Annotated in this window: 12 protein-coding genes and 1 riboswitch; of the genes, 6 read left to right on the forward strand and 6 right to left on the reverse strand. The window is 37.1% G+C overall.

Going from position 1 to position 13,504, the window contains the following annotated elements; genetic code table 11:
* Positions 1 to 25: 25 nt before the first annotated feature.
* A complete protein-coding gene (locus A2J09_RS20585; RefSeq protein WP_036160673.1) occupies positions 26 to 676 on the reverse strand; it encodes a lysoplasmalogenase in 651 nt (216 codons plus the stop codon).
* Between the two features lie 222 nt (positions 677 to 898).
* On the opposite strand from A2J09_RS20585, the gene A2J09_RS20590 reads away from it, so the two are divergent.
* Positions 899 to 2,578: a membrane protein gene (locus A2J09_RS20590; protein ID WP_036160675.1), complete on the forward strand. Its 1,680-nt coding sequence runs from the start codon at positions 899 to 901 to the stop codon at positions 2,576 to 2,578.
* Positions 2,579 to 2,621: 43 nt separating this feature from the next.
* On the opposite strand, the gene A2J09_RS20595 is transcribed toward A2J09_RS20590, so the two are convergent.
* Entirely contained in the window at positions 2,622 to 3,047 is a 426-nt protein-coding gene (locus tag A2J09_RS20595; protein ID WP_012292601.1) for a hypothetical protein, read from the reverse strand.
* Positions 3,048 to 3,257: 210 nt separating this feature from the next.
* On the reverse strand, positions 3,258 to 3,989 hold the full coding sequence (gene chrR, locus A2J09_RS20600; protein ID WP_012292602.1) for a class II chromate reductase ChrR: 732 nt from the start codon (positions 3,987 to 3,989) through the stop codon (positions 3,258 to 3,260).
* Positions 3,990 to 4,353: 364 nt separating this feature from the next.
* Here chrR and A2J09_RS20605 point away from each other — a divergent pair, with 364 nt between their 5' ends.
* Positions 4,354 to 5,874 carry a succinyl-CoA:acetate CoA-transferase ScpC gene (locus A2J09_RS20605; protein WP_012292603.1) on the forward strand — a complete coding sequence of 507 codons (1,521 nt, stop codon included), beginning with the start codon at positions 4,354 to 4,356 and terminating at the stop codon, positions 5,872 to 5,874.
* A gap of 82 nt (positions 5,875 to 5,956) precedes the next feature.
* Here A2J09_RS20605 and A2J09_RS20610 read toward each other — a convergent pair whose 3' ends face one another.
* Together A2J09_RS20610 and A2J09_RS20615 are read right to left on the reverse strand one after the other, a co-directional pair.
* The gene (locus A2J09_RS20610; RefSeq protein WP_012292604.1) at positions 5,957 to 7,438 is read right to left on the reverse strand and encodes a DASS family sodium-coupled anion symporter; all 1,482 of its coding nucleotides are present in this window, start codon (positions 7,436 to 7,438) and stop codon (positions 5,957 to 5,959) included.
* 200 nt (positions 7,439 to 7,638) lie between these two features.
* Entirely contained in the window at positions 7,639 to 8,271 is a 633-nt protein-coding gene (locus A2J09_RS20615) for a glycerol-3-phosphate acyltransferase (RefSeq protein ID WP_012292605.1), read from the reverse strand.
* A 155-nt stretch (positions 8,272 to 8,426) separates the two neighbouring features.
* Positions 8,427 to 8,540, forward strand: a riboswitch (SAM riboswitch).
* Between the two features lie 117 nt (positions 8,541 to 8,657).
* Between A2J09_RS20615 and A2J09_RS20620 the strand changes: the two genes are divergently transcribed.
* The 3 genes from A2J09_RS20620 (at position 8,658) to A2J09_RS20630 (ending at position 12,136) form a co-directional block, all read left to right on the forward strand.
* Positions 8,658 to 9,962 (forward strand): O-acetylhomoserine aminocarboxypropyltransferase/cysteine synthase family protein, encoded by a 1,305-nt coding sequence (locus A2J09_RS20620; RefSeq protein ID WP_012292606.1) that lies wholly within the window; start codon positions 8,658 to 8,660, stop codon positions 9,960 to 9,962.
* A gap of 329 nt (positions 9,963 to 10,291) precedes the next feature.
* The gene (locus A2J09_RS20625; protein ID WP_036160677.1) at positions 10,292 to 10,678 is read left to right on the forward strand and encodes a hypothetical protein; all 387 of its coding nucleotides are present in this window, start codon (positions 10,292 to 10,294) and stop codon (positions 10,676 to 10,678) included.
* A gap of 471 nt (positions 10,679 to 11,149) precedes the next feature.
* Positions 11,150 to 12,136 carry a homoserine dehydrogenase gene (locus A2J09_RS20630; RefSeq protein WP_012292609.1) on the forward strand — a complete coding sequence of 329 codons (987 nt, stop codon included), beginning with the start codon at positions 11,150 to 11,152 and terminating at the stop codon, positions 12,134 to 12,136.
* 65 nt (positions 12,137 to 12,201) lie between these two features.
* Here A2J09_RS20630 and A2J09_RS20635 read toward each other — a convergent pair whose 3' ends face one another.
* The gene (locus tag A2J09_RS20635; protein WP_012292610.1) at positions 12,202 to 12,432 is read right to left on the reverse strand and encodes a MerR family transcriptional regulator; all 231 of its coding nucleotides are present in this window, start codon (positions 12,430 to 12,432) and stop codon (positions 12,202 to 12,204) included.
* A 147-nt stretch (positions 12,433 to 12,579) separates the two neighbouring features.
* Here A2J09_RS20635 and A2J09_RS20640 point away from each other — a divergent pair, with 147 nt between their 5' ends.
* On the forward strand, positions 12,580 to 13,458 hold the full coding sequence (locus tag A2J09_RS20640; RefSeq protein WP_012292611.1) for a DMT family transporter: 879 nt from the start codon (positions 12,580 to 12,582) through the stop codon (positions 13,456 to 13,458).
* Positions 13,459 to 13,504 lie beyond the last annotated feature (46 nt).

The raw sequence follows: 13,504 nt of genomic DNA on the forward strand, positions 1-13,504 counted from the left end.
ATGGCCCCCTAATGTGTATGTGTAATTATTGTAACACTTTACTTCGGATTTCGGAATATTGAAGAATACTTAAAGCTATTAGTAATTGGGCACTATAGTAAGTCAGCATAATTACTTCATGAGAAAGAGGTAGTGGCATTACAAATTTATTAATAGATAAATAGGAATCTGAGGCAATAAATAACAAAGCACCTATTGTTGCGAATTTAGAGCCAGTTTTAATTGCTGTCCATCCCATCGTTAAAATGACTGCGATATAGGCGATTACTGCGATAGCTAGAATCGTTTCACCAGTTTTGAAAACTGATCCTGCAATCCAAATGGCCATCCCTGCTCCGTAAAGTAATAAGATTATTTTGGCCCATCTGGGTATCGGTTGCTCGTTTGCAGATGAGAAGGCAAAAATATAAAAGATATGACCGATTAGAAAACTAGTTAGGCCAACTAAAAACCATTGCAGTGTATAGTCACCAACCATACAAAATACTAGACCTATGATAATCAGCAGTTGATATTTTTTTATATGTGCTCGTTTTTGAATAGCCGCTAAAATAATCATCAACAACATAGGGATGACTTTAAAGATTAGTTGTAAACTTTCTGGAATATGGGAAAAAAGAAAAATATAATACAACCCAAATAAAATAATGAATGCCATGAATAATTTCTTAACCAATATATTCAGCTCCTTTTCTATTGAAATTCTTTCTTTCTGATAGAATTCCTTTATTTAACTATGCAGCAAATGTTTTGTGAGGCGAAGGGACTCCTTCTGCGAGGTTGAAATAATCTGAACATAATGACGCCGACATGTATTTTAATATACCCTATGTATGAAACTTTTTTAGTATGTAACCGTAAATAAGAAGACAGAAAGCTTTAGGAGAGGATGAACCAAATGACTAAGCTACTACTAGCTTCTGCAGTCATTGCAATAATCGCGAGTGTGTTAGTAACACCGCTTATTACTAAGAAGCGAGAAGATGGAAAATCTAGAAAGGTGATTGGATACTTTTTTATTGGTGTCTTTGTGCTAGGGTTTTTAGCAACAGGACTCACTTTGTATGTAACAAAAATTGACGTCAATTGGCTTGTTTTCTGGCCAGTTATTATTTTATTAACGTTAATTGGTGCAATGCTAGCAAGTGGCATTGAACGAAAAATAAAAGGTGTTTTATTTTTAGCAAGCTTAGGTGTTGCAGTCTATGTTCTATCAGCACCATTATGGAACGCGAATGAGAAATTTAAGTCTTCAGAGATGAAGGAAGAAGTGGAGCTAAAGCCGTTTGATGAGACACAGACACCTGCAAGTGTTCCACCAAAATTTGCTCGTAATAAAATGAAAAAGGCATTCGGGCAAGTACCGAATACAAGCTATTATGAATTAGGTCGTTTACAAATTCAAAAAGTAAAAGGTGAATATGTTTATATCGCTCCAGTTGAATTTTCTGGATTCTTTAAATGGATGAATGGTGGTACAACACCTGGTTACTTTATTATGAGTGCTACAGATTCAGCAGATAATCCTAAATTTGTAAAAGAGGAAATGAAATATGTTCCTTCAGCCTATTTAAATGCCAATTTAGAACGTCATATTCGTTTACAACATCCATTCCTTATATTCTACGGAGATGTACAACTTGAAGTAGATGATGAAGGGAAGCCTTATTACATTCGCTCATATGGTGAATTTATTTCGGGGCGTAATGGCTTTGATGTAAAAGGTATTGTCTTGGTCGATGCACTTACAGGGAAGTCGGAAGTGGTTAAGCTTGATGCTATACCTGAGTTTATTGATGGTGCAGTTTCACCAGAGACTGTAAGCTTACAGAACAGTTATTTCGGTAATTATGTTCATGGTTTTTGGAACAGTATGTTTGGTAAAAAAGATGTAAAAATTCCTTCGGACGAAGGGACAGAATCGAATGTCAGTCCTATTTTTGATGAAAAAGGCGATATGTATTACTTCACAGATTTTACAAGTCCTAAAGAGGGCGTAGATTCTATGTTAGGTTATTCCTTAACGAATGCAAGAACAGGGGAAGCAACCTATTACACAGGTAATCTAGATTCAAGCTATATGGACTCACAGGGGAATTTGCAAATTATCGAAAAGAAATTTATTGAGAAAAAATGGGCTGGTGAAATGCCAGTACTCTACAATTTTTATGGAGAAGCTAGCTGGCTGACGGCGGTGCTTGATTCAAATGGATTTTTACAAAATTATTTCATCGTGTCAGCAGCCAATCCGGAAATTTCTGTTTACGCTACTACTCCAAGAGAAGCGCTGAAGCTATATAAAACTGCTTTAAGTCGTGGAGGAAATACGGTAGATGGTAGTTCAAATGCAGAAGAGAAACAGGCTAGCGGAAAAGTTGTCCGAGTTTACAAGGAACGACTTGGTGATTTTACGACGATTTCTTTCTTATTAAGCAATGGTGAAAATTACTTAGTAAGTGCCGAAACAGAACCTTTAGCTATTTATTTACAAGAAGGTGACGAGGTTATTATCAAATATGGTGAAACAGGGGAGCAATTCCTGCCAGTCCGTTCTTTAATTATTAAAGGCTTACAATAAAAAAGTAAAAGACGATCTTGTTCGTATTTCAAGGTCGTCTTTTTTATGTTTCTTCGTTTTGAATATAGCTAAGCATTTTTTCTCGATGGTTTATAAAGAGTGTTTTTGCATGATCGTTTAATGTGAAAGTATCTTGTATGTATCCTTTTAGCAATTTTTCCTCGTATGCAAAAGACTGGTTGCCCTCAGTTTCTAAAATATAGGATAGTAGAAGAGCGTGTAATACTAACACCTCTAAATTTTGCGTATTAGTAATAAATTTTAAATTGAGGATAGAGGTATGGGCAACAAATTGATTGACATAATCTATCGCATATTTATAAACGGTTATATCTGTTTCACGTTCAAGTCGTTTTCGTAGTTGGGTGCAAGCAGCATTAAGCTCTTCAATTTTTAAAAATAAACCTCTTACACTTCTCTTATGTTGTTGTTCTAAGGTACGAGCAAGATGTTTATTGATATAGGACATTGCTTGTATAACTCCTTTCGTAAATACATAATCATTTATTAATATGAATGGAATTGTTGGAAAATGGAAGAGTCTTTTCGTTTAATTTAATATTGTACTTAATAGATATATCGAGACATAATGACTAGAGTTAATACAAAGAGGTAACGAAATTATGAAAAAAATGGGGTTATTATCATCCGATAGTAACCCCATTTCAGTGGAAGTGATTTATTTCCAGTTAAATCCTTTAGTAGCTAAAAACTCTTTTATATGTGGACGACGTTGTTCGATTAAAAAATCAGCCATTTGCTTTGTCCAATTATCGATTTTTCTGTTAGATGATCGACTATTATAATACGCTTCCATTGTCTCATTATACGCTGGTAAAAGTTCATCATACTTTTCTGAATTGTATTCATTTTCATGTAGTACAGCAGACACAGGCAACCGTGGCTTTACCTCATTACGGCGAACAGGTATGCCGATTGTTAGACCGAACAACGGGAAAACGTGGTCTGGTAGATTAAATAATTCACTTATTTCTGAAGGGTTATTACGGACTCCTCCAATATAGCAAATACCATATCCCATTGATTCTGCAGCAATAACAAAATTTTGCGCAAACAATGATACATCAGCAACTCCAACAAGGACATTTTCTGCTGAATCAGCCACGATGTCTACTCCCTCTAATTTACCAGCCATTTGTAGGCGCTTGAAATCAACGCAAAAAACAAATGCTCCACCAGAAGTATCATACTGACGGGGATTTCCAGAGAGTAATCCCAATTTTTCTTTTTTATCTGCATCTGTTACCCATATAACACTATATGCTTGTACAAAATGTGACGTTGCAGCCATTTGGGCTGTTGCGATTAATTCTTCAATAATTTCTTTTGAGATTGGATTTCCATCATAGATTCTTACTGAAGAATGGTTTCGTAATAATTCTTTAACCATTTGTCTACTCTCCTTTGTCACTTATATATTAAGAGCATAGCACGCTTTCTAATCAAAATCGATGAAGAGGGGCATATAACTATATTTAAATAGTTTGAAATGTAGAATTTATCTCGGAAAGTTAAATATTTCTTTTAATATAGATTAAATATTCTAAATAGTATAAAATTATATAATCGGCTGTTTATTTGGTTGTGCTACCAAAAATTAGAATATCCTTATGCTGAAGAGGAGTGGGGGTAGCTCTTTTGATTAAGGATAAAGCCTCCTGCAGATTTGTTTGAAGCAGAGGTAATTTTGATGACAGAGATAATGAAACCAAATACTAGTTGAACAAAAATAAAGTGGGATGGAGGAATAAGGAATGGAAGAAAAGTTAGCGAAAAAGCTTCGCCATGAGCAATTACAGGGCAAGGTTGTAACAGCAGAAGAAGCAGCATCTTGGATTAAGGATGGTATGGTATTAGGGATGAGCGGTTTCACTCGTGCTGGGGATGTAAAAGTCGTACCTCTTGCGCTTGTAGAGAAAGCAAAAAAAGAGAGCTTCCAGGTAGATATATATACAGGCGCATCTCTTGGCCCTGAGGTAGACCAATACCTAGCGGAAGCTGGCGTTATTCGCAAACGAGGACCTTTCCAGGCAGATGCTGGTATTCGTAATAAAATTAATAGTGGTGATATCACATTTGTGGATGCGCATTTATCTCATAATGCGGAGTTAGTTCGTCAAGGCATTATAGGACCTATTGATTTTGCAATTATTGAAGCGGCTGCTATTACAGAAGATGGCTTATTAATTCCTACAACTTCAGTTGGTAACTCTCCGATTTTTGTGCAAGAGGCAGATCAAATCATCATAGAATTAAACGTAGCACAGCTAGATGCATTAGAGGGCGTACATGATATTTTCGTTCCTGCACAACAAGGGAAACGTGACCCAATTCCTTTACAAAATGTGTCTGATCGTCTTGGTACAATTGGTATTCCATTAGACTTGAATAAAGTAAAAGGTATTGTAGTTTCTGACATTTTAGATGCCCCATCAACAATTGTTCCTGCTGACGAGGAAACAGATATTATGGCTAATCACCTGTTAAACTTCCTGCGTGAAGAGATTAAAGTGGGCCGTTTAACAACAAGCTTGCGTCCAATTCAATCTGGGGTTGGATCAGTGGCGAATGCGGTATTACTTGGATTTAAAGATTCTGAGTTTGAGAACTTAGAAGTATTCTCAGAAGTACTTCAGGATGCAGTATTTGAATTAATCGATGCAGGAAAAGTGAATTTTGCTTCTGCTACTTCCATTACCCTCTCTGAACAAGTAGGAAACCGTGTTTATGGGAACTTTGAAAAGTATGCGGATAAATTAGTATTGCGTCCGCAAGAAATTTCAAACCAGCCAGAAATCATTCGTCGACTCGGTTTGATTTCAGTGAATACAGCATTAGAAGTTGATATCTACGGAAATGTTAATTCTACGCATGTTTCTGGTACTAAAATGATGAATGGTATAGGGGGGTCTGGTGACTTTGCTCGCAATGCGCGTTTGGGAATTTTTGTCACTAAATCCTATGCAAAGGGTGGCAATATTTCGAGCATTGTCCCAATGGTATCGCATGTGGATCATACAGAGCATGATGTTGATGTTATCGTAACAGAGCAGGGAGTAGCTGATTTACGAGGGCTTGCTCCAAAGGAACGTGTGGGACTAATTATTGATCATTGTGCACACCCTGATTATCGTGAGCAGCTATGGCAATACTTTAATGACGCTAATGAGACAACTGGTGGACATCATACACCGCATGATCTTGAAAAAGCGCTGTCATGGCATGTCAATTACGCAAAAAGTGGAACAATGAAAGACCCAGCTTTATCAAAATAGAGTTCTAATACAAAAGGCCTTGAAGGACAGATGCTCCCTCAAGGCCTTTTAGTTAATAAATCTATCTAAGACGATTAAAGCTTTACAATAGGCCAATCCATTTCCAATAAGTTGCAGAGAACAGCAGAATTAGGAGGAAGCCGAGAATCGTTAATGGAATACCTGATTTCAGGAAATCCTTTGTTGTAAATGCTCCTGTACCGTAGGCAAGCATATTTTGTGGTGCGCTAATTGGCAATAGGAAACCAAAGCTAATAACAAATTGTTGGACGATAACAAAACCAACCTGATCTACATTAGCAGTTAATGTGGAAGCTAACACGATAAACACAGGTATAAGTGCAGAGGCTAGGCTTGTTGCACTGGCAAAACCTAAATGAATAAGAATATTAAATAATGTTACGATAGCAATGGTAGCAAGAATTGGCATTGTATCTAGACCGAGTGAACCAAAAACTTTATCTGATAACCATGATGCACCTTTTGTATTCAGTAAAATAGTTCCGAGCATAATACCAACTGCAAAGACAATGATTGTTCCCCAAGGAATATGAGGTTCAACTTCCTTCCACGAATAAACGCCGATTTTAGGCATTAGTAGAACAGCAATGGCGATAATTGTAACCGTTGTTGTATCAAATGGATGGAGCTTGCCTTCCGTAGCCCAGAAAAATAGTAAAATTAATGATGTAATGATCAATCGAATTTCAGGTGCTTTTAATGGTCCAAGCTCAGCAAGCTGTTTCTTGATGACTTCTTTACCACCATCAATATTGCTCGTCTCAGGCTTAATAAGCGTAATCATAATGAAAAATAAGGCTACTGACATAATAATCGAGAATGGGGCAGCGTAAAGTAACCAAGCACCCCATGAAATATTTACATTAAATTGCTCTTGGATGAAATTTAAAGCAACCATATTTTGCGCTGCCGCAGTTTTAATCCCGATATTCCAAATGGAAACGGCTTGTACAGAAGTAATAACAAGCAAAGCAGCAAGTCGACTATCACGCGGTAAACCAAATGCTGCGACCATTCCAAGAAGTATAGGGACTACTGCGCCAGCACGTGCAGTAGCTGAAGGAACAAAAAATGCAAGGGCAATGGAAACTAATATAGCACCGAAAACAATAGCTTTTGTTTTTGTTCCTACAAGTGAAAGAATCCAGAGAGCAAGTCGTTTATGCAAATTGGTAATTTGCATAGCTGCTGCTAGAAAAAGAGCAGCTGCTACTAGGGCGACAGCAGAATTACTAAAACCACTTAATGATAGTTTTAAGGCGCTAGCGGTACCTAGTTGTGCTGTGGGATCATCCATGGAGGGTGCAAGACCTAGTAAAACGGTGACGAGTGCAATAATCATTGCAGAGCTAACAGGATATGAAACGGCCTCAGTTACCCAAAGGATGACCGCGAAAGCTAAGATGGCTAAAGCGCGCTGCCCAGCTACAGGTAACTCACCGTTATTAGGTAAAAAAATAATAATAATTAATAAAGCAAAAGCCAACCCAATCCATAAAGGCTTTAGATTACGCTTCGTTGCTGCTTGTTTAGGTGAAGACATATTTTCTCATCCCTTCTACGTCTACGTAAAAATGACGGTTATTATCCTTAACATCGGTCAACAAAATGTTTTTTTAAGATAAGAATTCATCCATTTATTATATAGAATGAAAGGAAGAAAAATATGTCAGTTTACAGCTTTAATAGTAATTAAAGAGAAAATTTGTGGTCATAAAAAATACAAATCTCTCTCGGGAAATACTATTTCTTTTTCTTGAAGGCAGAAGTAACTTTAGGCTCTGTTCCATTGGTTAAACGTTTAATATTTTCAAAGTGCAAAATAATAGCAATACCAAAAAGTAGAATGGCAATAATGGTTGGGCCTAATCCAGGAATCCATAAATAAGTAGCGGTACAAAAAACGAGGTAAAACTCTAATACACCAACAATTAAATAGTTCGTTGCGAAAGATAAAATAACAAATAGAATAAGTGCAAATAAACCAATCTTCCAATCAACCGCAAGTAAAATTCCAATGATGGAGGCAGTTCCTTTTCCACCGTTGAAGCCCATATAAAAAGGGAAATTATGCCCCAAAATAACCCCTGCAGCTATCAAGTAGGTGAGGAGCCATATTTGTTCTGCTGTTAAATGTGTTGCATCTGCTAAATAAAAATGTGCACCGACGATGGCTACGACGCCTTTTCCAATATCGATAAGAGCTACTAAAACGCCATATTTCCAGCCGAGTGAAAGCGTAGCATTAGAGGCACCAGCATTGCCATGGCCAGCTTTTTTTAAATCAACCCCGGATAAAAATTGTGCCACTTTAGAGCCGTGAATACAGCCAATCAAATAGCCAACAACTAGAAAAAAGATCACGGCTTTTACCATAAAAATACTCCTTTCAAATTTTTTTCTAAAATAGTGTATGCGTTCATATTACGTAAAAGAGCAGACAGAAGTTTCGGAAAAAATAAAATTTAGATGTTGACAGAAAAAAACTCTATGCTTATACTTTGTAACAACGATGGAAATTGAATCTCATACTCTTATCAAGAGCGGCGGAGGGATAGGCCCTATGATGCCCGGCAACCAGTAGGTGATGAACTTACTAAGGTGCTAATTCCTACAGATTCTTACTTGGATCTGGCAGATAAGGGGAGGAAAACTTGCAACCGCAACCCTCTTCTTAGCTGAAGAGGGTTTTTGTTTTCTACAGAAAAATCCTCCTCATCTCCGGTACCATCGTAAAAAAAATAACCAAATGGAGGTACACAATGACAAATTTTAAACCAGAAACACTGCTGTTACATGGTGGTCAAGAGCCAGACCCTGTGACAGGTTCTAGAACAGTTCCTGTCTACCGTTCAACTGCTTTCGTTTTTAAAGACACTGCTCATGCGCAACGTCTTTTTGCCTTAGAGGAAGCTGGAAACATTTACACACGAATTACGAATCCGACAGTGGATGTTTTTGAAAAGCGTGTGGCTTTACTAGAAGGTGGAACAGCAGCAGTAGCACTTTCATCTGGTGCAGCAGCTATTGCATTTTCTATTTTAAATTTAGCTAGAGCAGGTGATGAAATTGTAGCTGCTAGTTCTTTATATGGTGGTACGTATAATTTATTCGCTAATACATTACCAAACTATGGTATTAAAACGATTTTTGTAGATGAAACAAACCCAGAAAATTTTAAGGCTGCCATTACCGATAAAACAAAAGCTGTCTTCGCTGAAATTTACGGTAACCCAAGCTTAAAGGTTTTAGATATTGAAGCAGTAGCTAAGATAGCACATGACCACAGCTTGCCATTAATTATTGATAGTACATTTGCTTCTCCTTATGGTTCCACACCTATTGATTATGGTGCAGATGTGGTAGTTCACTCAGCAACTAAATGGATAGGTGGTCATGGTACAACTTTAGGTGGTGTTGTTGTAGACGCTGGTAAGTTTGATTGGACTAGTGGTCGATTCCCAGGCTTTACAGAGCCGGACGCTTCTTACCATGGTTTACGCTATGGAATCGATACAGCCTCTGCAGCTTTTGCTACAAAGCTACGTGTACAGTTGTTACGTGATTTTGGCCCAACATTAAGTGCAGATGCAGCTTTCAATCTATTACAAGGTTTAGAGACGCTTCATTTGCGTATCCCTAAACATAATGAAAATGCTTTAGCTGTAGCTGAATATTTACGCAACCACCCATCTGTGGAGTATGTAAATTATAATGGCCTTGAAGATTTTCCAACACATGAGTTGGCGAAAAAATATTTAAAAAATGGCTTCGGTTCAGTGCTTACCTTTGGCATTAAAGGTGGACGTGAAGCAGGACGAAAGCTTATTGATCATGTAAAGCTGTTTTCACATGTGGCAAATGTAGGTGATGCTAAGTCGCTAATTATCCATCCAGCATCTACTACGCACCAACAATTATCAGCAGATGAACTAATTCAAGCTGGTGTAACCGAATCGCTCATTCGCCTATCAATCGGTTTAGAGGCAGTGGAGGACATCATTGCAGATTTAGAGCAGGCTATTACTCAGGCAACAGCAGTAGCTGAACAAACAATAGAAGCTTAATTTAGAATAGAGCGGTGAATGTTGTAGCGTTTACGTATTTTCTCATTCGAATAGCCTCATTTGGTATATGTTAAACGTTGCTACATCCACCAATTATTGCACCCGTTCATTGTCAGAACCTTTCAAAAAATAATACCAAGTATTTTTATATGCATTATTGACTTTGTTAAAACCTTGTTATATACTTGGAAATAAGTTAAGTGTACGGAAAAACCTCTTGGAAAAGGTAACTGTTTTCATAAGTGCTCCCCCACTTTTGAATAGATAGGAGAGTAGTTACATAGCCAGTGGCTACTCTTCAAAAAACTAATGATAAAGGAGTGTTTAAAATGGGTAATGTCTATAGTGCGCAAAACATTGCATCTTATTTAATTTATGAACTAAATGAAGGCCATGTATTTGTCAACAACCAATCCATTCAACACATCCTTACATTAGTAGAACGTAAATGGCAACAAATTTTTGGTCATTCAGCGTATCAGGAACAGGTATGCACAGATGATAATGGCTTTATGGTTAAGGAAGTTTATGAGATATATGAGAAGTATGGTGTGAGCCACATCCAGCTTCCAGCAACAGAATTTTATTTGAAATATGGTACATTTCAATTAGTGGAACGTACGTATGCAATACCAAATTTTACAGAAGAAGAAATTTGTATTGTTCAACAAGCTTTAAAACAATATCGTTATCAATTGCTTTCAAAAGCGAGCTAAAAAATCCCTCATATATTTAAGCTCATTCTCTGCTGCTACAGGGAATGAGCTTTTTTTATAGGGTTTGATTATTTAGCTGGTTTATGGGTGTCTGAACATACATATATAATAGAAGAAAGACATCATAATTTGAATGCAAAGAGTCAATATTTGTTCAAATCTTATCGAAAAACTTAAAAAACGTATAGTAAAGGGAATGAAAACGATTTCCTTTGCACGTCTAGGGAAAACAAATGTCCTTCCTAGAAAGATTTTTCTTGTGTAAAGTATATATATACGTTACAATTTTCTTTAAGTTAAATTTCGAATTATTTGAATTTGTATTTGTTCTAACATGTACTGAATAACAAAATTTACCCCGAAAATAAGGGGTGGCTAAGGCCTGCGGTTGGTGTCAATCAATTTGACACAACCCCATGGAGAGATTGGCTTGATGAAACTGCGGAATGTAAGTTGGAGGGAATAATAAGAATGGCAACTATAAAGGCAGCGATTTTAGGATTTGGAACGGTAGGTCAAGGGATCTATCATATATTAAAGGAAAAGCGAGAAGACCTTAAAAATAAATTAGGTATTGAGTTGGAAGTAGCGAAGATTTTAGTAACAGATGCTAGTCGCGAACGTGTCCCAGGCACAGCACATTTAATGACTACAAGCATGGATGATGTTTTGGCTGAACCAGGTATGCAAGTAATATTCGAAGCAATTGTGAACGAAGAGCCTGCGTATAGCTATTTAAAGCGAGCAGTAGAGCATAAATGCCATGTTATTACTGCCAACAAAGTCATGTTTGCAAAGCGTGGATTAGAGTTACAAGAGCTTGCAAAAGCAAATGGTGTTTTTGTAGGTTTTGAGGCTACAACTGCTGGAGGAGTACCTGTTATTAAAACGATGAAAAATATATTACTTGTTAATGACGTAAGTCGTATACAAGGTGTTTTAAATGGTACGTGTAATTATATTTTAACCAAAATGCGAGCGGAGGGCTGGTCATTTGAAACAGCTTTAAAAGAAGCACAAAGTTTAGGTTATGCAGAGGCAGATCCGTATAATGATATTTCTGGTCAAGATGCCTTTAAAAAGTTAATGATTTTAAGTGCCTTGGCATTTGGAGAACAACCTGATTGGGCGGATGTAGAAGTGATTGGCATAGATAGTATATCAGCTTCGCAAGTTCATGAAGCATGTGAAAAGGGTCTACGTTACCGTCATGTAGCTGAGGTAGAAAAACTAGCTAGTGGGAAAATTGTAGCAAAGGTTGGTCCACAACTGGTTGATAAAGAACATCCACTTTATCCAGTCGATGATGTGTTCAATGCAGTTGCACTAGAAACTAATTATATTGGCACTTTAACCCTAGTAGGTCCTGGTGCTGGAATGTACCCAACAGCAAGTGTGATGGTAGAAGATTATGCTGAAATCATCGGGAAAAGGGCAGGGTTTGTTGTAACGATTTAATAATTACTGTTTTATAAAGTTAACCCGCCATTCAACAATATTCTATTGTTTGAATGGTGGGCTTTTTAATCCTCGTCTTTTACGTCAATATCCTCTGGTATGGGAGTAGATCTCCATATTTCGATTTCCTCTTTAATACGCTCCAATTGATTAAAATACGTACTAAATTGCCCACTATTTATGAGAATCATATTTCCATCGAAAACGGAACGGATGCGTCCCTCATAGACTAGGCGTAATATCTGTTCTTTAGACATACCTAGTTCAATAGCTGTTTCTTCAATTGTTTTGTACATACAATCGCTCCTTTAACTGTATTTATTATAACGTTCATTTAACCGAATGCATACTTGGTGAATGAAAATAGTAAAAATGTTAATTGTTTGATTTTGGATAAATATGTATGATAAGTATGGAAGAAGGAATAAGGCGGAGGGGTCTACATGTTAAATCCATTGTTTGTATTGTTAGCAGCTATTTTATGGGGAATGACAGGAACTGCCCAAACATTTTTAGATAATAATGTATCTCCGATTGCAGTCGCCACTATTCGTTCTGCCATTGGTGGTGGGCTCCTCTTAGCTATTACAATTATTTTCCGTAAAATTAATTTCCTAAATTGGTCATGGAAATGGACGATTTTAGCTGCGGCAAGTATTGCTCTTTTCCAAGGTCTTTTCTTTTCATCTATTCGTCTAACAGGTGTAGCGGTTGGAACTGTTGCGACCATTGGAAGTGCACCAGTATTTTCAGGCATTATTGAATGGTTGATATGGAAAAATCGACCGTCTGGTATTTGGGGCCTAGCTACATTGATGGCAATCATCGGCTGTTTTTTATTATTTATTAATAATGGAGAAGAAACTGTACAAGCGAGTGGCTTTGGTTTAGCGCTTTGTGCAGGGTTATCTTTTGCGTTTTATACAAATATTAGCAAGAAATTAATGGCGCAGGAAGATGCGTTACCAGCAGTTGCTATGACATTTTCCCTTTGTACTTTATTTTTATTCCCTTTTTCACTCTCTAATGGGTTTACCTGGTTAGAAAATATGCAAAATCTATGGACGATATTATTTATGGGAATTATGTGTACAAGTGTAGCTTATTTATTGTTCTTGAACGGTTTGCAAAAAATAAATTCATCAACAGCTGTCACTCTATCGTTAGCTGAGCCATTGACAGCCGCAATTCTTGGCGTTTTTCTAGTTGGGGAACAATTCAGTGGATTGTCCTGGTTAGGTGTAGCAATGCTATTAGGCGGCATTGTTGTATTGACAATAGGTGGGAGGCAAAGCAGGCTTCATAATAAGCTGAAACCTTAAGAAATTCTTCATTTTTTTACTAGCTGGTTTTTAAGATTTGAAAGGT

The sequence above is a fragment of the Lysinibacillus sphaericus genome, assembly GCF_001629735.1.
Taxonomy (GTDB): domain Bacteria; phylum Bacillota; class Bacilli; order Bacillales_A; family Planococcaceae; genus Lysinibacillus; species Lysinibacillus pinottii.